Origin of the sequence: Acinetobacter sp. FDAARGOS_515 (assembly GCF_003938865.1) — a bacterium.
GTDB lineage: Bacteria > Pseudomonadota > Gammaproteobacteria > Pseudomonadales > Moraxellaceae > Acinetobacter > Acinetobacter ursingii.
Map to the genome: position 1 here is coordinate 3350654 of NZ_RKIX01000003.1, position 21712 is coordinate 3372365.

General features: G+C 39.4%; 18 protein-coding genes. 8 read left to right on the plus strand and 10 right to left on the minus strand.

Annotated elements, in window-relative coordinates; translation table 11 throughout:
• The first annotated feature begins 54 nt into the window (after nt 1-54).
• Nucleotides 55-1335, plus strand: a complete 1281-nt coding sequence (locus EGS47_RS17615) for an aspartate kinase (protein ID WP_004998416.1) — start codon at nt 55-57, stop codon at nt 1333-1335.
• A gap of 247 nt (nt 1336-1582) precedes the next feature.
• The gene (gene csrA, locus EGS47_RS17620; protein WP_004989721.1) at nt 1583-1837 is read left to right on the plus strand and encodes a carbon storage regulator CsrA; all 255 of its coding nucleotides are present in this window, start codon (nt 1583-1585) and stop codon (nt 1835-1837) included.
• A 67-nt stretch (nt 1838-1904) separates the two neighbouring features.
• Here csrA and rnhB read toward each other — a convergent pair whose 3' ends face one another.
• Together rnhB and EGS47_RS17630 are read right to left on the minus strand one after the other, a co-directional pair.
• Complete coding sequence (rnhB, locus tag EGS47_RS17625; protein ID WP_005003767.1) at nt 1905-2477, minus strand: ribonuclease HII; 573 nt, start codon at nt 2475-2477, stop codon at nt 1905-1907.
• A 6-nt stretch (nt 2478-2483) separates the two neighbouring features.
• The gene (locus tag EGS47_RS17630; RefSeq protein WP_119686555.1) at nt 2484-2873 is read right to left on the minus strand and encodes a hypothetical protein; all 390 of its coding nucleotides are present in this window, start codon (nt 2871-2873) and stop codon (nt 2484-2486) included.
• Between the two features lie 226 nt (nt 2874-3099).
• On the opposite strand from EGS47_RS17630, the gene EGS47_RS17635 reads away from it, so the two are divergent.
• A complete protein-coding gene (locus EGS47_RS17635) occupies nt 3100-3654 on the plus strand; it encodes a cytochrome b (protein WP_005003763.1) in 555 nt (184 codons plus the stop codon).
• Between the two features lie 69 nt (nt 3655-3723).
• Here EGS47_RS17635 and EGS47_RS17640 read toward each other — a convergent pair whose 3' ends face one another.
• Both EGS47_RS17640 and EGS47_RS17645 read right to left on the minus strand, forming a co-directional pair.
• Nucleotides 3724-4722 (minus strand): adenosine deaminase, encoded by a 999-nt coding sequence (locus tag EGS47_RS17640; protein ID WP_005003761.1) that lies wholly within the window; start codon nt 4720-4722, stop codon nt 3724-3726.
• 62 nt (nt 4723-4784) lie between these two features.
• On the minus strand, nt 4785-6104 hold the full coding sequence (locus tag EGS47_RS17645; RefSeq protein ID WP_004989736.1) for an NCS2 family permease: 1320 nt from the start codon (nt 6102-6104) through the stop codon (nt 4785-4787).
• Nucleotides 6105-7573: 1469 nt separating this feature from the next.
• Here EGS47_RS17645 and EGS47_RS17650 point away from each other — a divergent pair.
• Complete coding sequence (locus EGS47_RS17650) at nt 7574-9028, plus strand: SulP family inorganic anion transporter (RefSeq protein ID WP_004989740.1); 1455 nt, start codon at nt 7574-7576, stop codon at nt 9026-9028.
• Between the two features lie 87 nt (nt 9029-9115).
• Here the strand turns inward: EGS47_RS17650 and EGS47_RS17655 are convergent, their stop codons facing one another.
• Together EGS47_RS17655 and EGS47_RS17660 are read right to left on the minus strand one after the other, a co-directional pair.
• Nucleotides 9116-11353, minus strand: coding sequence for a TonB-dependent receptor (locus EGS47_RS17655; RefSeq protein WP_125269850.1), 2238 nt, complete (start codon nt 11351-11353; stop codon nt 9116-9118).
• 313 nt (nt 11354-11666) lie between these two features.
• Nucleotides 11667-12998, minus strand: coding sequence for a dicarboxylate/amino acid:cation symporter (locus tag EGS47_RS17660; protein WP_005003748.1), 1332 nt, complete (start codon nt 12996-12998; stop codon nt 11667-11669).
• Nucleotides 12999-13438: 440 nt separating this feature from the next.
• Between EGS47_RS17660 and EGS47_RS17665 the strand changes: the two genes are divergently transcribed.
• Nucleotides 13439-14446, plus strand: coding sequence for a glycosyl transferase family protein (locus EGS47_RS17665; RefSeq protein WP_119687009.1), 1008 nt, complete (start codon nt 13439-13441; stop codon nt 14444-14446).
• 22 nt (nt 14447-14468) lie between these two features.
• Here the strand turns inward: EGS47_RS17665 and EGS47_RS17670 are convergent, their stop codons facing one another.
• Nucleotides 14469-14735, minus strand: a complete 267-nt coding sequence (locus tag EGS47_RS17670) for a YeaC family protein (RefSeq protein WP_005003745.1) — start codon at nt 14733-14735, stop codon at nt 14469-14471.
• The gene (locus EGS47_RS17675) at nt 14732-15652 is read right to left on the minus strand and encodes an NAD(+) kinase (protein ID WP_004989753.1); all 921 of its coding nucleotides are present in this window, start codon (nt 15650-15652) and stop codon (nt 14732-14734) included. Before EGS47_RS17675 ends, EGS47_RS17670 begins: the two co-directional genes overlap by 4 nt.
• A 331-nt stretch (nt 15653-15983) precedes the next feature.
• On the opposite strand from EGS47_RS17675, the gene mrcB reads away from it, so the two are divergent.
• Nucleotides 15984-18380, plus strand: coding sequence for a penicillin-binding protein 1B (mrcB, locus tag EGS47_RS17680; protein ID WP_004989756.1), 2397 nt, complete (start codon nt 15984-15986; stop codon nt 18378-18380).
• 32 nt (nt 18381-18412) lie between these two features.
• A complete protein-coding gene (locus EGS47_RS17685; RefSeq protein ID WP_035272275.1) occupies nt 18413-18967 on the plus strand; it encodes a tetratricopeptide repeat protein in 555 nt (184 codons plus the stop codon).
• 43 nt (nt 18968-19010) lie between these two features.
• Here EGS47_RS17685 and EGS47_RS17690 read toward each other — a convergent pair whose 3' ends face one another.
• On the minus strand, nt 19011-19907 hold the full coding sequence (locus tag EGS47_RS17690; RefSeq protein ID WP_005003743.1) for an NUDIX domain-containing protein: 897 nt from the start codon (nt 19905-19907) through the stop codon (nt 19011-19013).
• Between the two features lie 138 nt (nt 19908-20045).
• Here EGS47_RS17690 and hemP point away from each other — a divergent pair, with 138 nt between their 5' ends.
• Nucleotides 20046-20216, plus strand: coding sequence for a hemin uptake protein HemP (hemP, locus tag EGS47_RS17695; protein ID WP_004989761.1), 171 nt, complete (start codon nt 20046-20048; stop codon nt 20214-20216).
• A 137-nt stretch (nt 20217-20353) separates the two neighbouring features.
• On the opposite strand, the gene EGS47_RS17700 is transcribed toward hemP, so the two are convergent.
• Entirely contained in the window at nt 20354-21712 is a 1359-nt protein-coding gene (locus EGS47_RS17700) for an ATP-binding protein (RefSeq protein WP_119687010.1), read from the minus strand.

A 21712-nucleotide genomic window follows, 5' to 3' on the forward strand; every position in this document is an offset into this window, starting at 1 on the left:
GTGTAACTGACTCTGAATTAAGCCTCTCAGAGTCATGGCTTATATGGAACAACTATGGCATTAATCGTACAGAAATATGGCGGGACCTCAATGGGGACTCCTGAGCGCATTTTAAATGTTGCTCGTCGTGTGAAGCGTTGGCATGATCACGGCCACAAGGTTGTAGTGGTGGTTTCTGCAATGAGTGGTGAAACCAACCGCTTACTTGCACTTGCCAAAGCCATTACTGAAACACCTGATCCACGTGAATTAGACCAAATGGTGTCTACAGGTGAACAGGTGACGATTTCCATGTTAGCAATGGCACTTAATTCAATTGGTGTAGAAGCTAAATCCTATACAGGTCGTCAGGTTGGGATTAGAACTGACAGCGCGTATAACAAGGCACGTATTGAAGCGATTGATACTGATGTGATGACGGCCGATCTTGATGTCGGTCGTGTATTGGTTGTCGCAGGCTTTCAGGGTGTCGATGATGAAGGTAATACCACGACATTAGGTCGTGGTGGTTCTGACACCACGGGTGTTGCGCTTGCAGCAGCCTTAAAAGCAGATGAATGCCAGATTTATACCGATGTGGATGGTGTTTATACCACGGACCCACGTGTTGCACCAAAAGCCAAAAAAGTGGATCGTATTTCTTTTGAAGAAATGCTGGAAATGGCCTCTTTAGGCTCTAAAGTCCTTCAGATTCGTTCAGTTGAATTTGCAGGTAAATATCAGGTGCCGCTGCGTGTCTTGTCTAGTTTTGACAATGACGACGACGGTGCATTTGATGAAGACTTTAAACAAAACGTAGGTACTTTAATTACCACTGAGGCAGAAGACGATATGGAACAACCGATTATCTCAGGTATCGCATTTAACCGTGATGAAGCTAAGCTGACCATTTTAGGTGTAGCTAATGAGCCAGGTGTTGCTGCTAAAATTTTGGCTCCAATCAGTGCTGCTAATATTGAAGTCGATATGATCATCCAAAATGTCGAAGAAGATGGTACAACTGATTTCACTTTTACTGTCAATCGTGGTGATCTTGCCAAAGCTGAAAAAATTCTGAAAGAAACCGCAGCAAATATTGGCGCGCGTGAAGTTGCAACACGTGATGATATCGTCAAAGTATCAATCGTCGGTGTGGGTATGCGTTCTCATGCGGGTGTTGCAAGTAAAATGTTTATCGCTCTTGCAGACGAGAGTATCAATATTTTGATGATTTCAACTTCAGAAATCAAAATTTCAGTCTTAATTGAAGAAAACTATTTGGAACTTGCAGTTCGTACGCTACATACCGCATTTGGTCTGGATCGTGAACATGGTGAAAGTAGTGCACGTGCATAAACTTTGATCAAACAAATTGTGAAATAGATCACTTTTCAACAATTTGTGTCAAAAAAATAGAGCCACTGTAGTTTTTTCTATAGTGGCTCTGTTATATTAGCACCTATGTATTTAGAAAAATTAAGCAGCATCATTAAATACAACATCTTTTTTATTGATTCTGTTAATTATTTCTCTAATTCTGAGGTTGTAATTTCGGTTTCTTAAACCACTATCGCAGGTTTAGCGTTTTAGCAAGGAGATAAACATGCTGATTCTGACCCGTCGTGTCGGAGAAACATTAATGATTGGGGATCAAGTCAGTGTAACTGTGCTTGGCGTTAAAGGTAATCAGGTTCGTATTGGTGTGAATGCACCAAAAGAAGTATCTGTGCACCGTGAAGAAATCTACCAACGTATTCAACACGAACGTGCCATGCATGAACACCTTCAACATCTTGATCAAGACTATCAGCCTTCATTTGAAGATGATAATTTCTCTCAAAACAATTTTAATCGTTAAGAATATATTGTTGTTGATGATTAAAGCGGCTTACAAGCCGCTTTAAATATTTCTATGGCCTAGATGATCAAACATCCAGTGCGAGTGCTTTCTTTACAGGTGCATAGCTACGACGATGTTCATCGATCACCCCATGACTGGTGATGGCTTCAAAATGAGCTTTGGTAGGATATCCCTTATGTTTTGCAAAACCAAAGACAGGATATTTCTCATCCAGCGCTTTCATTTGTCGATCTCGCGCAACTTTGGCTAAAATACTGGCCGCACTAATTTCAGCATGGCTTGCATCACCGCCGACAATCGCCTCACAACTGATGCTCATTCCTTTTGGAATTTGATTACCATCCACAATCACTTTATTTGGTTGAATTTTCAGATTATTTACAGCGCGATTCATGGCCAGAAAAGTCGCCTGTAAAATATTGAGTTCATCAATTTCAGTATGCGTTGCTTCCGCAATTGACCAAGCCAACGCTTTTTCCTGTATCTCAACAAACAGTTTTTCACGTTTTTTTTCAGTCAGTTTTTTAGAATCATTTAAGCCTTGAATCGGGTTATTCGGATCTAAAATAACCGCCGCAGCGACTACCGACCCCACTAACGGCCCTCGCCCTGCTTCATCTACACCAGCAATAATCATAATGATTTATTTCGTCAAAGTTTGTTGGAACGTTTCATTTACACAGGCAGTTACCGTTTTCGACACCACTTGACCTACCATTGCGGCTCTTGCATTTGGATCAAAGGTGGCATTTGCTAAATCTGCGGCGGTAACGCTATAAGGTGCTTTTTCACTGACACAGCCACAAATTTCAGTTTGAATATCCTGTTTTTGATCAGCAGTCATCAGTTTAGAAGCAGTTTGCCAAGCAGGAATAGTATTGATTTCATTCATACATTTGTTATTTACCGCAATTTTCAAGGCAGTCATGCTTAATTGCTCAGTAGTATTTGTCGCTGTATTCATCGAACCATCTGTTGCACAACCTGTTAAAAGCAAGACAAATGCAGTCAAACCGAATAGTGATTTTTTCATCGCTGTTTCCAAAAAAATTTTAGCTATTTTGCCTAAAGCCAGCCTACGATGAAATAACTAATTTGTAGAAAAGCGCTAAATTAAATCAATCATCACTAGCTCAGTATGTATGGCGGTTTTGATCGTTTCATTAAAAAAACGCTTCGTTACAGTAGCCCCATTTTTTCAAGGTGTCTTCTCGTCTATTCTCGCGTGATAATTCGCAATTGTAAAAGGGCATCATTTCATGTCTAACTCTAGCCAGTACTACACCAGAACGGCACAATATTTACACTGGATTATGGCTATTATCTTTATTACGGCGTGGATCATTGGTTTTTATAGTGGTAATTTTTTAAGCTATGAAACTGACGGCAGCTTTAAAGGTGATGTCATTACTCTTCACAAGAATATTGCAACGACCATTATTTTCCTTGTCATGATTCGACTTTTTTGGCGATACACCCATCCTGCACCACAACTTCCAGACAATATGTCCCCTTTAATGAAAAAACTGGCACATGCAGGTCATTTAGCCCTATATTTTATTCTATTGGCATTACCAATTACTGGCTGCTTATTTAGCTGGAGTGCTGGACACCCTGCACCTGTGCTTTACCTGTTTAATATCCCTCAACTGATTGGTGAAAATCCTGAAGTGATGGCGATCGTAAAACCGATGCATATTTATCTTTCATGGTTTGCAGGGCTTCTTGTCGTTGGACACATTTTGGCAGCACTTAAACATCATTTTATTGACAAAGATCATGTGTTGATCAGCATGACCAGACAACCCAAATAATCCCTTAAACAAATTCCATAAAAAACGCATCTCATTCAGATGCGTTTTTTAATTCAATATTCTATTTTTTTATAGCTGTTGGATAGTTGCAATCCATTTCTGCTTTTCAGCAGAATCGATAAAAGAGGCTTCAAATGAATTGATCGCCAATTGTTTTAGCTCATCGTTGGATAAATTCAAAGCAGCATGAACCGCAAGAAAATTATCATTCATATAACCACCAAAATAAGAGGGATCATCTGAATTAATCGTGACATGTACACCTTGTTTGAGTAAACGGTGAATATTGTGTTCAGTCATATCCTCTACGACACAAAGCTTTAAATTACTGAGCGGACAAACCGTTAATGGCATTTTTTCATCAATCAAACGCTGCAATAAAGCTGGATCTTCGTCTGATCGCACGCCATGATCAATACGATTGACCTGAAGCAAATCCAGTGCTTCCCACACATATTCTGGCGGACCTTCTTCACCTGCATGTGCGACAATTAAAAAACCTGCTTCACGTGCTTTAGCAAAAACACGTTCAAACTTGGACGGCGGATGTCCAACCTCACTAGAATCTAATCCAACAGCAATAATGTCATGTTTAAATGGCAATGCTTGTTCGAGCGTTTTAAATGCATCTTCTTCGCTTAAATGACGTAAAAAACACATAATCAGTTGAGAGCTAATGCCTAGTTTGTCTTTTGCATCAGTACAAGCGCGTTTTAACCCGTTCAAGACTGTCGCAAATTCAACTCCACGCTCAGTATGCGTTTGCGGATCAAAAAACATTTCAGTATGCACGACTTTATCTTCAGCACATTTTTCGAAGTATGCCCAAGCCAGATCATAAAAATCCTGCTCATGTACCAAAACATTTGCGCCCGCATAATAGATGTCTAAAAATGACTGTAAATTATGAAAGTTATAAGCTTGTTTGATTTCTTCGACCGACTGATAAGGAATCTGAATATGATTGCGCTGTGCAATTTCAAACATCAATTCAGGCTCAAACGTGCCTTCAATATGCACATGTAATTCGGCTTTGGGTAAAGCACGAATTAACTCAACTTGATTCATAATAACTCCAAAATAACAAAGGGCGCAGAAAACACTCTGCACCCTTTTTTCTTCAATAAAAATTAACCGCCAAATACAGCAAACTTAAATGCCCAAAGTACTGCTACGATCCAAACCATATATGGGACAGTTTTAGCTTTGCCTGTCAGTAATTTAATCAAGGCATAGCTAATAAAGCCCATCGCAATACCGTCTGCAATTGAATAAGCAAATGGCATAAAGACAATGGTTAAAAACGCAGGAACAGCTTCTGTAATATCTTCCCAATCAATATTAGTGATCCCTTGAATCATCAACACCCCAACAAATAAAAGTGCTGGAGCAGTGGCAAAACCTGGGACTGATTGAGCAAGAGGAGCCAAAAACAAACAAGCAAGGAATAAACAAGCGACTACCACCGCAGTCAAACCCGTACGACCACCTGCGGCCACCCCTGATGCAGACTCAATATATGGTGTAGTCGAAGAAGTTCCTAAAGCAGCCCCTGCAACAATCGCAGTCGAATCTGCAAATAAGGCTTTTTTCAAACGCGGTAATTTGCCATCGACCAATAAACCCGCACGATGTGAAACACCAACCAGTGTTCCAGTACTGTCGAACAAATCGACCAAGAAGAAGACAAAAATAACGCCAATCAAACTTGCGGTAAATAGTCCTTCAAAATCCATTTGTAGGAAAGTCGGCGCTAATGATGGAATCTCACCAACGACACCTTTAAATTGATTCAAACCCATGAATGTTGAAATAGCTGTAATGACCAGAATACTGATAATAATCGCACCACGGATTCGAAAGTGATGCATCACTACAATCATCAAAAACCCAAGTAGTGACAATAAAACAGTTGGCTGTTTAATATCACCCAAACCGACTAACGTCGCTGGGTTTGCTACAATAATGCCCGAATTTTTGAGTGCTACTAGCGCAAGGAATAAGCCAATCCCACCCCCGATCGCAAATTTGAGTGACATCGGGATGGCATTCACAATCGCTTCACGAATTTTTAAAAAGCTGATTGCCAGAAAAATAAGACCCGAAATAAAAACTGCGGCTAAGGCAGTTTGCCACGGCACACCCATGCCCAGACAAACTGAGTAGGTAAAATAAGCATTTAACCCCATACCAGGAGCAAGTGCGATTGGATAATTGGCGATTAGCCCCATGACCAAGCAGCCAATTGCGGCAGCCAAGCAGGTTGCGACAAAGACCGCACCATGATCCATTCCAGTTTCAGACAAAATTAGTGGATTGACAATAATGATATAACACATCGTCAAAAAGGTCGTTACACCTGCAAGCACTTCAGTTCTAAAGCTTGTCTTATTTTCGCTTAGTTTAAATAAGCGCTCTAACAAGTCTGCTGAAGGGTTAGGAGTTGACATAACATAGTCCCTACAAAAAGTTTGAGCATACTGTGTTGCTATATGTATATGGTCTTAAAGGAAATATTTATTTGAATACACTTCTAAGACACATTGCGATTGTATAATGGATTAAGCAATCAATATGCCATTTGCTTATTACTAAAAAGCAATTCCCTATTTCCAAATACGCACTATTAGTAACAAAGTATAAGGTTTAATCATCTGACCAAAACACAAAAAAGCCGCATAGATGTATGCAGCTTCACATATAATTGAAGGAATATGATGTTAAAAATATAAATTGATATCTTTAATGCCTTCCCCCGAGAAGATTATATCATATTATTTATATTTTTGTTTTAGCAATCCAATTCGATACATCTATAAAATTTATTTAAAAACATGATCTTAAAATCACAATCTTAAAGCTATTGTATTAGACCTTGACGATGAACACCAGAAAGCGACGAATGTTGATTGTAGTTTGGATTCGCTTCAAGTGTCTTGAGACTATGCTCTGCTTCTGTGATTACTCGACTCACCTGTTCTCTTTTCTTTACTTTAGAATCAAGATAAATACTGTAACCAAGCAGAATCACTAGGCTCGCAAAAATCAAAATAAGTATATTTCTCATAAGCGATATTCTTGTTATCCACATATTTGTGATTTATTTTACCAAAAATAGACAAAAAGCGACACATAAAACATTCTCTTGATACTTTATATGTGATGCATTTTTGAAATTTTTAACCCTTTGTGCATCATGATCTAATCTGGACAATACAGCCTTCAGATCGCTCATTTATTGTTAATCTTTTGATTTAAAATTATTATTCAAATAGTTTAGAACTATTTATGATAACCATCGCGTCAACATCAATCTGATTCTTAAACTCCTTCGGATAATTTAAAAACTTTTCATTGTTTCGCTATTCATTGTATTCGTATAATTTTGGTTACTTAAGTATCAAAACTATCATTTTTAGACTTTTAAAAGCACAACAAATGATCTTTAGGTATTAAATTATGAGGACTTAAGCTGGGAAATACAAATATACTCAGCGTATGTCCTACAATACCTCAACTAATAAATTATTGTATTATCGTGACAAAATAATGAATGCATCACTATTCTGCCGTTTTAATGATAAATTCTCAGTCTGATATCATGATATTTTTAGGATGATTCAGATTGGCATAAAGTGACTTTTTTTGTCAGCAGATACATCTTTTTTTATTCTTCACTTTTTTAAGTTCAAGTTTAGCAATCACATAGTGACTCATCTGCTCGCTTTGGTTTCTCTGGCTAATGGTGCTACACTAGCGACTCGTTTCAAAATCTCTTTCATTTTATGCAAATCACGCCACCTTAATTGATTGTTTTTTATTTATCAATTCATCACTGTCTAGTGATGTGGTGTCGTCGTGTGTGTAAATATCACATCACTAGCCTTTAATCATATACAAATACTCTTACAGGCTATTTATGTTTCAGCAAATTCGTCAAGAATGGTTCTCCAATATTCGCGGGGATGTTCTTGCAGGCTTAGTCGTTGGACTTGCTCTTATTCCCGAAGCAATTGCATTTTCCATTATCGCAGGTGTTGACCCTCAAGTTGGCTTATATGCCTCGTTTTCCATGGCGGTTGTAATTGCTTTTATGGGCGGTCGACCAGCCATGATTTCCGCAGCTACAGGCGCTATGGCATTATTGATGGTTAGCCTAGTCAAAGAACATGGACTAAACTACCTTCTTGCAGCAACAATTTTGACAGGTATTATTCAAATTATTGCGGGACAACTTAAACTCGCCAAACTGATGCGCTTTGTCTCCAAATCTGTGGTGGTTGGTTTTGTAAATGCTTTGGCTATTTTAATTTTTATGGCACAACTTCCTGAATTATTACATGTTTCGTATCAGGTTTATGTATTTGTGATTTTAGGGCTCGCCATTATTTATTTATTTCCTTATGTTCCCAAGATTGGCAAGTTAATTCCCTCACCCATGGTCTGTATTATTGTCATTACATTCTTGGCGCTATTTTTAAACTCACATGTACGAACCGTCGGTGATATGGGCAATTTGCCCAATAGCCTACCGCATTTCTTTATTCCAGATATTCCGTGGAATCTTGAAACTTTATGGATTATTTTACCTTATTCCTGTGCATTGGCAGCAGTAGGATTATTAGAATCGATGATGACCGCGACTATTGTGGATGAACTGACGGATAGCTCGAGCGATAAACATCGTGAGTGTAAAGGTCAGGGTTTTGCCAATATCGTGACTGGTTTTATGGGCGGTATGGCGGGATGTGCCATGATTGGGCAATCCATGATTAATGTAAAATCTGGCGCGCGCAAACGTCCTTCAACTCTCGTTGCTGGTGTTTTTCTACTGATATTAGTCGTGTTTATCAGTGATTGGTTGCGGGTCATTCCTATGGCGGCATTGGTTGCCGTGATGATTATGGTGTCTATCAGCACTTTTGATTGGGGATCGATTAAAAACTTTAAACATAATCCTAAAAGCAGCAATATTGTCATGATAGCCACAGTCATCGTGGTGGTTGCAACTCATAATTTGGCAATTGGGGTTTTGGTTGGGGTTCTCCTTTCTGCATTATTTTTGGCGCAAAAACTTGAAAATGATGTACATATTGAAACTTCACGTCATGGCGACACACGCATTTATGATGTACGTGGTCAATTATTCTTTAGCTCTTCGGAACGTTTCTCTCAGGCTTTTGATTCTCAGGAAAATGTTAAACAAGTCGTTATTGATTTAACGCATTCTCACATTTGGGATGTGACGACAGTCGCTTCTCTCGATAGCATTATTGAAAAGTTTCAGAAAAATAATATACAGGTCACTGTAAAAGGCCTAAATGAAGCAAGTTCGATCATGATCGATAAGTACGGTAAACACGCCAGAATTTAAAAACGCTCACTCTAAGAGATAAAAAACCGTGCAATTCATTTGCACGGTTTTTTATTAAAAGCTTATTTGAGATTTAAAACTGAAACTTTAGAACTGATAATTAAGACGAACCAAATAATTTCGTGGCGCACCTGGCATCGCGTTAGAGCGCCAGTATTCTTTATCGGTGAGATTATTTACCGCGAAAGTAATCCCCCAATGCTCATCTTTATAACCCAAAGCTGCGTCTAGGCGTGTCCAACCCTCAATCTTGTTCAGATTGTTATCTGCGGTATAAAATGATCCCACGTAGGTGCCACCAATTTCAGCATAGACTCTTTCAACGGGTAAATAACGTATAAATAAATTACCTGTATTTTCAGAGATATTGGCAAGACGATTACCTTTCAAGCGGCTGGTTTCTGCTACTGTAGCGCGAGTATCTTTTTTCCATTTGGCATCGGTATAACCATATCCACCGCGTACAAAGACATTCTCTAAGACACGACCAATAAAACTGAATTCAACACCCTTTGATTGTTGTTGCTGTCCGACTTGCCATTCATTAGGTTGATTTGTTGGATCTGGCTGATAGCGAATATTATTCTTGGTAATATCAAAAACCGATAACTGTGTATTTAAACGCTGCTCGAACCAATCACTTTTAACCCCGACTTCGTATTGTTCATTGTATTGAGGTTTTGCATCATAGACACTGGTATTATTCACATTTGGATCAATACTGATCATGCCTCGCCCACCATAAGGTGCAAAACTTTTACTATATGAGCTATAAAAACTATGCTGATCTGTTGGCTGCCAGACAAAGCCAACATTTGGGCTTAAGCTTTCGCCATCATAGCTTTTCGATACATTTACAGGCTTACTATTTGCAACCTGTGCCTGTGTTTTAAATTCAAATGTATCGTAGCGAATACCGAGCATCATTTTTAAAGTTGGAGTAAGTGTCACTAAATCCTGTAAGAAAAACGCTAGATTTTCTGCATCGTGATGGTTAATGGTCGTGGTTGCTTTATGGGCATTTACAGGCAAATCATCATAATAATCTGAAGGATTATAAGGATTGATATAACCATAATAACTTTGACTACCGCTTGAATAGTTACCAAGCTTTGGATCTCGATCCTCATGTGTCCAATCACTACCAAACATGATTTGATGTTCAAGACGACCTGTATTGAATTTGCCTGTAATATCAAAAGTATTAAGTAATGTTTTATTCATGGTTTCTTGCCATGCATAACTTTGGCGTAAATATCCCTTCCAAGTACACGCTGCACCCGTGATTTGTTTACCGTTCAAATCACACCATGTTCCGCCAAAGAAATTGTCAAAATTTTGATAGGCTTGGCGGTAACTAGCCGCCCAGTGGAATTTCCACTCAGGTGCAAATTCATATTTGAGATCTGTACGAATAGTTTGAAGTTCATCTTCTATATAATCGGTTGGACGCGCAAAACCTGTTTTTAATGAGACATCTTTCGGCAAGTTTTCATAACTTGGCCCTCGGTCAGGAGTACGGTCCAATTTATCGTAGGTATATTGTGTCGTCCATAACAAAGTTTGATCATCATTGCGATAGCTAATACTCGGTGAAAGCATTTCTATTTGCGAACCAATTCCTTTACGGAAACTATTGGTATCGGCCTTTTCACCTGTTAAACGGACTGCCCAGTGATCATTTAAAACTCGATTGAGATCTACAGTTGCTCCCACATTGTTATAAGATCCTGTATAAAGCCCTAGCGTACTTTTCGAATCAAAATTGGCAAATTTTGTGACCATATTGATCACGCCACCACCCTGACTTCGACCATAGAGAACAGAAGCTGGCCCTTTTAGTATCTCGATTCGTTCAACATTGGCGGTACTACGGCGTAACTGTCCACTTTCACGCACACCATCACGATAAATATCGCCTGCATCTGCTGCAAAACCACGTAAATAAATACCATCACCGCGAGTATCATAACTTGTTGAAACGCCTGGTGTCCCTTGCAGCATAATACTCAGATCATTGGCGCCATATATTTTATATTTTTGCACATCAATGGTATCAATGGTTTGCGGAATATCCTTCTTTTTTAGCCCATTACGAGTGACATTGGCTTCGTCGTAGTCAATATAACTTTTGATAGGATCAAGCTCACTCATCGCTTCGATCTTAATCGTCGGTAATACCGCCTTAGCCGTTTCTAGCATTTCTGAATGTGATGATGCTTCAATATCTTTGGCAAAAACAACTTGGCTTTGCACAATCATCATAGCCAACAAACTCAGTTTAAAAGCCCCGACTTGCTTCATTTTAAAATTTAAATGATTCATTAGAAAAATTACTCAGACTTAAAATATTTAGTAAAATAAAACAAGCGAATACTAATAAAAAATATTCTCATTTGCATTAATATTTTTATACAAATTGATTATTTTAGATACAAATAATTAAGATGATTTTAATAATATTGACTTTAAAGTTGAAAATTCCACTATATTTTTAAGAATTACAAAACAAATATCGCACTAAACCGTGAAGCATCAGCAATAAAACATTCATTACACCCCAAAATTTCCAATAAAAAAGGGATGATCAATATCATCCCTTTTTCTACATTTTTGGCTTAGTTAAGTAACTGAAGGCTTATTTTTCTTCAAGCATTTGACGATCAACTTCTTCAGGGTTATTCAATGCATTCTGAAGTTTTTGCATATCCAATGCACCGACCCATTTCGCAACGACAATCGTTGCCACACTATTACCCGTTAAATTCGTCAAAGCACGTGCTTCAGACATAAAGCGATCAATACCTAAAATCAAGGCAAGTCCCGCAACTGGAATATGCCCTACCGCTGACAAAGTTGCAGCCATGACGATAAATCCAGAACCTGTGACTCCTGCTGCACCTTTCGATGAAATCAATAGCACAATTAGCAACGTAATCTGATGTTGAATATCTAGTTGGGTGTTGGTGGCCTGAGCAATGAAAATTGCAGCCATGGTCAGATAAATCGAAGTACCATCCAAGTTAAATGAATAACCTGTCGGAATAACCAAACCGACCACCGACTTTTCGCAACCTGCGATTTCGAGCTTTTTCAGCATTCGCGGTAACACTGATTCTGACGAAGATGTCCCCAGTACAATCAGTAATTCTTCACGGATGAGGCGTAACATTTTGAAAATACTGAAACCACACACACGGCTGATCGTGCCCAGTACAATAAAAATAAACAACAAACACGTGACATAGAAGCACAAGATAAGTTGTCCAAGTTGTACCAAAGAACCAACACCATATTTACCAATGGTAAAAGCCATTGCACCAAAAGCACCGATCGGCGCAAGCTTCATGATCATATTCACGATGTTAAAAAATACATGTGAAATTTGATCAATCAGTTTCAACACAGGTTTACCTGCATCACCTAATTTATGAAGTGCAAAACCGAATAGGATAGCAAACAGTAAAACTTGTAAAATTTCACCATTGGCAAATGCGCCTACTACCGTTTCAGGAATGATATGCATCAAAAATTCGATGGTAGACTGGGACTGACCAGAAGCAACGTATTTCGCAATCCCTGCTGTATCGAGTGTCGCTGGATCGACATTCATCCCCACACCTGGTTTGGCAATATTAATCACCAAAAGACCTACAATCAGTGCGATGGTTGAAACGATCTCAAAGTAAAGTAATGCAATTCCGCCAGTCTTACCGACAGATTTCATACTCTCCATACCCGCGATACCACTAACCACCGTACAGAAAATGACAGGTGCAATAATCATCTTAATCAGACGAATAAATGCATCCCCCAGAGGTTTGAGTTGCTCTCCTAACCCCGGAATATTTTCTTTGACACCATCTACGATTTGGGTTGTGCTTGGATAAAAATGTCCAACCAAAACACCTGCGATAATGGCAATGATCACTTGAAAATAAAGTGATTTGTAAATCGGTTTTTTAGCCATAACTCTACGTCAACAAATATTTCTAAGCCCTTAGAAATATATCCATAAAAATATCTATAAATAGTATATAGACAGCCCTTTAGTCCACTTGTCTGTATGACGCATGGTGGAAGTTTTCTTAAAAGAAAACTTTCCATAAAGACGAAAAACAATTGGTTTTTCAAAAAAGTCTCATGACTTCAACATTCTGATCGAACCAGAACTTGATCTGTGTAAAAAAACAGGAGATAACAAGTAAATCGTTAATAAAAATTAAACAGTTTTAAAACGTCGAGAGTGTACTGCAATTCCAGTTTCTATCGGTTACAAAATCCTCTTTTTGGATATTTTTTGTGCAAAAATAGTGTAGACATTAGTCTAATACCCTTAAGAATAATTCTTTCATTTTATTTTTATGTCATAGTGATGCTATTCATTTTTCAACGAAATATTGACCGCATATGAACACTAAGAAAAATCTATATAAAGACAGTGAACATCCTTTTGCCCAATATGTACGAATACTCGGCAAAGGAAAAACAGGTTCGCGATCATTAAATTATGAAGAAGCTTATGCTGCTTTTTCCATGATTTTGAAAGGAGAAGTCTTGGATGTTCAGTTGGGTGCTTTTTTGATGTTGCTAAGGGTGAAGGAAGAATCTGTTGAAGAACTCACGGGATTTGTACAAGCCACCAAAGATCAACTGAACTTTCAGCCATTAGATGTCGATCTGGACTGGTCATCTTATGCGGGTAAACGTAAACATTATCCGTGGTTTCTATTATCTGCACTCACTTTAGCAAAGCATGGTTATAACATTGTCATGCATGGTGCTGCGGGTCATACCATTAACCGTGTGTATACTGAACAAGTCCTACAATATTTGGACTATGCAATTTGTCAGTCTGAACAAGATGTTAAGCAACAATTACAGCAACAACATTTTGCTTATTTACCTTTGGACGTAATTTCCCCTGTCCTGAGTGATATGATCGATTTACGGAATGTCATGGGGCTTCGTTCACCTGTTCATACTTTAGCGCGTTTAATTAATCCCTTTAATGCCAAAGCTACCCTGCAAGCGATTTTTCATCCTGCCTACCGTAATTCACACCAACAAGCAGCGTATCAACTAGGCTATAAAAATAGTGCGGTGATTAAAGGCGAAGGTGGTGAATTTGAGCGTAATCCTGATGCAAAAACGCTTATTTGCGGTATTAAAAATGGTGAATTGTATGAATACGAGTTACCTAAATTGACCCCAGAACGTAGCCCAACTGAAGATGAGCTTGATTTAGCCACATTTAAACAAGTGTGGTTGGGTCAGACGAGTCATGAATATGGTGAAATGGCAATTATTGAAACGATGGGTATCGCGCTATATACCATGAATGTGGTTGACGATTATGCTCAAGCGATGCAAAAAGCAAAAGTGCTTTGGAATACTAGATTCGACAAAGCACTTTAAATCCCATGAAAACCGATACGTTTTAAATAAAACGGATCGGTTTAAATTCAGGTTCTGGTAGGTGTGAATCACACTCCTCACCTTCTTCCTTTTTACCTTTATCAATATAACCTGTACGCTCTTTTTCAGGGACATTCTGATGTTCCCACGCAATGACCGCTTGCATACAAATTTGGCGTTGTTCTTGAGTCAGTGCAACACCATTTGGCCATTTGCCAATTTCCACTGCCGTTTTTAAACGCTCCACGATATCTGGATCTAAAACGGCAAGCATTTGTTCAATATTCATGCGTCATCCTGCTGTTGAAATGAGTCAAAATCCTGATTCCAGCCAAGCTTTGTACGGCAAGCCATATAAAAGTCATAACCGGGTGGATGTAATAAGTTTAACTTAAATGGATGCTTTCGGATATGCACTGTATCCCCGACATTCAAGGAAATACTGTTTTGTCCATCAGCACTCACCATCGGGAGAACACGATTTTCGCGAATCGTGAGTTTTATTTCACTGTGTCCACTGACCACGATTGGACGTGAAGATAAAGTATGTGGATGCATCGGGACAAGTGCAATCGCATCCATACCCGGATGCAAAATAGGACCACCACCTGACAGTGCATACGCGGTTGAGCCTGTTGGTGTCGATACAATCAGACCATCACTATGTTGACGATAAACATACTGACCATCAATATTCAGCTCAAAATCAATCATATGTACGGAGCGGCCAGAGTGTAAAACCACATCATTGAGCGCAATCGCATCATAAATAGTTTCACCTTTGGAACGGACTTCCATTTCCAGTAAAAAACGTCGATCTAATTGAAAATGTCCCTGTAATACCTGATCAAGTTTAAAGATCACCTCAGACGGTTTAATGTCGGTTAAAAATCCCAAGCGACCACGGTTGACCCCGATTACAGGGGTATTATGTCGAACCAATGCACGTGCAGCATGCAACAGTGAACCATCACCACCCACCACAATCACGAGATCGACCACTTCACCCAATAAACTACGACTTACGCTTTGCGTGTTATTGTCAGGTACAAGTGCTGCCGTTTCCTGATCAAAAACAGGATGTAATCCCAAATGCAAAAGATGGTCGTGAATCAGACTTAATGTTTCAACGACTGATGATTTATCAGGACGGCCGATTAAACCGATATTACGAAAAGATTTGGCTGAAAGATTTGCAGACTGCATTGGATGCCTATAAGTTAAAGCCAGTATAGGGTTGGTCTGTGAAGCATCATATACATGAGGCTCATCCATCGCAAAATCACGATGAACCCTAAGATCAACATATCATATGCGATTTGTGCGACTAATATAACACAGTAATTCTAAAATCGTCTCGAATCAATCTACCCCATCTATCTCTATAAAAATGTTGATTATCAATCAATAATATCTAAAGAATTTGAAGCTTTAGCAGAAAAAATGAGTTTTTTAGCTTGTTCACAGATTTATCATTGCAAAATGTATAAAAGCTATCGCATGATTAGCACACTTTGTTGGCTTTTATGACAGATTTATGAAGTTTGAACGTGGCATCGGCTTTTTTGCGCTTATTTTTTCAGTGATCATTATTGGCGGTTTTCTTGCATTTAGTATTTATTTAATTCGACTGGATAATATTATTCGCGAGAAATTTGAAGGTAAACGCTGGGACATCCCCGCAAAGGTTTTTGCACGCCCTCTGGAACTTTATACCAATGCACCTGTGACTCAGACTGACTTTAGTCAAGAGCTAGGATTACTTGGCTATAAAAGCACCCAAAATTACACTAAATCTGGGAGTTACGTGGTTCAGGGCAATACCATGTATGTGCATACACGTGGTTTTGACTTTGGTGATAGCACTGAACCTGAACAAGTTTTGCAGGTGTCTTTTGCCAATGATCAAATTTCAGATATTCGCGCCACCAAGCCATCTTCAACAGGCATTGCTAGACTTGAACCGCTCTTGATTGGCGGCATTTATCCGCAGCACAATGAAGATCGTGTCCTGATTAAACTCGACAAAGTGCCAAAAACCTTGATTGAAGCGCTGGTCGCAACAGAAGATCGTAACTTTTATAGTCATCATGGTATTTCTATACGTGGAACTGCACGTGCCTTGGTGAGTAATGTCACAGGTGGTCGACGTCAGGGTGGTTCGACCTTGACACAGCAATTAGTCAAAAACTTCTATTTGAGTCCAGAACGCACACTCAAACGTAAAGCCAATGAAGCGTTTATGGCCATGTTGTTAGAGCTACATTACAGTAAAGATGAAATTCTGGAAGCCTATTTAAACGAAGTCAATCTCGGGCAAAATGGCAGCTATTCTATTAATGGCTATGGTTTGGCTTCACAGTTTTATTTTGGTCTACCGCTACGTGAATTAAACATCGCGCAGCAAGCTTATCTGGTGGGTTTGGTACAAGGACCTTCGTTATATAATCCGTGGCGTAATCCTGAAGCGGCACTTAAACGTCGTAATATCGTGCTAAATAATATGTTAGTGATGGGTTACTTAACTCAGGATCAATATGATAAAGAAAGTGCACGTCCTTTAGGCGTGGTGGCTAAACCAAGTCTTGGGCCAGCGAAATTCCCAGATTTTCTCGACATTGTTCGTCGCCAACTCCGTTCTGAATATCAGGAAAATGACCTAACCAATCAGGGATTACGTATTTTCACAACACTTGATCCAATTGCTCAAACTCGTATTCAAAATGCCTTTAAATCGACTGTAGAACAAATTGCAAATCGTAATCCAGCTCGTCTTAAAGATTTACAAGGTGCTGTATTGGTTCAACATCCAGAAAATGGAGAGTTGATTGCTGCTGTTGGTTCGACTCAGGACTTTACAGGATTTAATCGTACAGTAGATGCTAAACGTCAAGTCGGTTCATTACTTAAACCTGTCATTTATTTAAGTGCAATTGAGTCTGGACGTTATAACTGGGCGAGTCAAATTCAAGATGCGGCGGTCAATATCCCAGTAGGCGGCGATAAGAGCTGGACACCTAAGAACTATAGTGGCGGTGAGCATGGTGTCGTTACATTGCAACAAGCATTGGCACACTCATATAACCTTTCAGCCGTGCGTTTAGGTCAGGAATTTGGTTTATCCACTTTTAGCAATAACCTGAAAAAATTTGGCGTCACATCAGATATTCCAAACTATCCATCTGCATTTTTAGGTGCGGTGAATATGTCGCCTATGGAAATGCTCAGTATCTATGGAAACTTCGCAACAGGCGGTTTTAAATACCCGACTCGTGCGATTCGTTCTGTGGTTGATGCCAATGGTCATGTATTAGAACGTTTTGGCTTAAATGTTCAACAAACCATTGATCCATCTGCTGCCTACATTTTGAATTATGGCCTGCAACAAGTCATGCGTTCAGGTACAGGTAAAGCCGCTTACAATACTTTATCTCCTGATCTGAATCTTGCGGGTAAATCAGGAACGACCAACGATACACGTGACTCATGGTTTGCAGGTTATTCTGGCAATTATCTGGCTGTCGTATGGTTGGGTCTGGATGACAATAAAATCACGGGTTTAACAGGTTCATCAGGTGCATTACCTGTCTGGACCAATGTCATGAAACAATTGCGTCAACAGCCCGTTAACTTACGTCAAACAGATGATGTGCAATGGCAATGGATTGACTCTGCTACAGGTCATTTATCCGCTCAGGGCTGCGAAGGTGCGATGTACATCCCACTCATGCGTAACAATGTCCCGCGTCAGGCAACTGTGTGTGGCTTACCACATTATCAGGTTGAGCCAACTTACAATTCTGATACGGAAAACGGTGATACAAGTGCCCCTGCGAACGATAGCATGGACAACTATATTCGTGACAGCGAAGATCAAATGCAAAATGATCTGTCCAATAATCGCGTCATTTCCAGTGGTAGTTATTCAAACTAATGATCACGGTTGGTAAAAGAGATTTAAAACGTATGTGGAAGCAAGGTTTTTTAGTATTAACAATGGCTGCTTTTGTGGGATGTTCAACATTCCCTTTACATGAAGAACAGAAAAAAGCACCACAAAAGCCTGCTGAACCTACCAAGAAAACGGTAGAAACACCTGATGGGGTTAAAATCACACCCTATGAACAGGAAGAAATCAAACGTAAACCAGTACGTGTTGTCGTTCCTGAACAAAAGGCAAAACAGCAATTTAATGATGGACGATCTCTTCCTGCTTTTAAAAATCTGATACAACAGACTCAGATGGCATATCGTCAGCAAAAATGGGACGATGCTGAACGGTTTGCTCTACAGGCTCAGCGTTTAGCGCCACAAGCGGCAGAAACCTTTATGTATCTGGCTTTAGTCGCCAATCAAAAAAGACAATACAGTTCAGCAGAATCACTGGCACGACGCGGTTTAAGTTATGCTCAATCTGCGCCAATGAAAAAACAACTTTGGCAGGCTATTTTAGTCGCTGGGCAAAAGCAAAATCATGCACAAACCGTACAGCAAGCTCAACAAGCCTTAAATTCACTTTAAGGCTTGTCGTAGATGTTGCAAACATCTGAAATTTTATATTAATTTAAAAATTACGAATACCTGCAATTCCGTAAGCACCATGCTGCTGTGCTTTGACAAAATCATCAGGATGTAACCCTCCCAGTGCAAAAACTAAAATATGAGTGTGTTGTGTCCATTGCGCTAAAGTTTCCCATCCTAAAGCTTTACGCTCTGGATGGGTTTGTGTGTTCTGGATTGGACTGATCAACACCGCATCGCAGCCAATTTGCTCGGCATGTTGTAAGGCAACCAGATCATGACAGGCAGCGATATAACGCTTACTTTGTTGTAAATCCCCTTTTCGCAGTTGCATCAATTGATGTTGCTTAAGATGCAAAGTCTTTATCGAGGGTGTTAAATCGCTGGGCATTTTTTGAAAATGCTCAATATTGATTATCAGTTTTTGTAAATCTTCTGATGAGTATCGATGTAAATCTTCAGCTAAAAACTGATCTGGTTCTACCCTCCAATAAAAAAGTGAATTTGCCTCTGGTCGAAAGTCGGATAATTGATGACTAATTTTTATGTAATGCGGCCAAACTAAACGCCGAATAATCGAATCATTGGCTTTGGGGAAATTGAGCTGCGTGAGTTGCTCACGTGCATACCACGTCCACGGCTGCTGAATCAGCTGCATTAAGTCGTCAGGGACATAGGCATAAAACAGATGAAGATTGACCACAATATCGTCATATTCATGTTGAATACGATCAAACGCATACCATTGTGATAATCCAATACCCACTTCCTCATAAATCTCACGGCGACACGCCTCTTCAGGGCTTTCTCCTGATTCTACCTTGCCACCTGGAAATTCATATTTATTGCCTTGATGTTGCTTTGCTTGGCGCCAGCCTACTAATACTTTTCCGCGATGTAATAACAGCCCAATAGCAATATCGATCACAGGTTTTGACATAGCGTTTAGATCTTCCTCAATTTTACCCAAGTGTAAGCAAATTTTATTTTTTATAAAATATTCATTTTTTGATTGACAGGCCTATTCGATAATGATTATCATTTAAATCGTTAGCTAAAACACCACGGAGCACAACAAATGAACGCACCTTTTAACCTATTTACTCGTAGCAACGAAACAGCTCAATCTTTGCCAATGTTGCATTCAAACAATCTATTTGCCCTAGGTCGTGAAATTCGCATTATGCATGCCGGTGAAGAATACCGCTTACGCTTAACCCGTAACAACCGTTTGATTCTAACCAAATAATTAGAAAAACCGTCTAAAATAATAACACTCGTGGGCAAATAAAATATATAAACAGTATGGCTTGAGCCATACTGTTTTTCTTTGTGAATAGTCTAAATATTACCTACTCAATGCTTTTTAAAACAGCATCTCCCACTTTAAGAAAGATCTAAATCTTCTGCCAAAGTAAACACAAGTTCTACCGTTAAACCACCCTGCTCAACGACATGAAACTCCAATTGTGCGTGGTGCAGCATTACAATCTTTCGCGTGATGGAAAGCCCTAATCCCGAACCGCGTTGCCCTGTTCCCAAACCTCTAAAAAAACGTTGCCCCAAACGTTCAAAAATTTGCTGATCCATTTTCTCGCCATGATTGTGAATGCTTAAACGAATGCGCTGTGGTGGTATATTTTCAAGTTGAATATGGACTTGAGAATCGCTAGGTGAATAACGAATGGCATTATCCAGCAGGTTACGGATACAGGTAAAAACCAGTTCATGATTGGCATTGATATACGTTTGTGTTGCATTAAAATCGCAAATAACTTGAACGCCTTTATCCTCTGCAAACAAAGACAATGCGGCGATAACTTCTATTATAATTTCATCTAGAGATAACCGCGTTTTTGCGAGTTGTTGTTCATGGGCAGGATCCAACCGGGCTAAAAGTAATAAATTTTCCAAAACCTGCGTACTACGATTGACATCATTTTGAATTTGGCTTAAATCCTGTTTAAGCTGTGGAATATCATGATATTTTCGCTGAATCAATTGCAGACGCATTTGTATGGCAGATAAAGGAGAACGTAATTCGTGTGAAGCATCCGCAGTAAATGCCTGTTCGGCCAGTAAGGCTCGATCCAGTCGATGCAGGAGATGATTTAAAGAGTTGATTACAGGTTGAATTTCTGTAGGCATGTGTGCCGTGACAATGGGTTGTAAATCCTGCGCCGATTTGTGTTCTATAGATTGAGATAAATTTCGTAAACTGGCCAGATCACGGCGAATCCCCCAACGCATCAGTCCCCATTGTAATAACCATAAAATGATCAGAATCACCAAGTACCAGATCAAGCTTTGCCATAGTTCATCAAAGCGTGCCGATAAAGGCTGAATCACAATAGATATGAGTCCTGTTTCAGCTTTATCCTGCCGATAAATACGCCAAAGCTGTCCATCTTTCCATCGCAAGGAAAAATCTGTTCCAACGTCTAAATTTAGAGGTATAGCATCATGATCTGCGGATTGGCTGAGCAGTTGATGATTCCAGTACAAGACATATTGCAGATCGAACTCATCACTTAATTCATCCAATTGCTGACCTGAAGGTAAATGCACATCAGAAAGCAGTAACATATCTGAAACTTCATCCATGATTTCATCTTGTACTTTCATGGTGTGATAACAGGTCAAAAACACCAGCAACATAAAAGCAATTACGCCTGCAATCACGCCACTCCATAGCGTTGTTCTGATCAGTTTCGACTGTAATGACAAAGACACGGGTCGATTCAT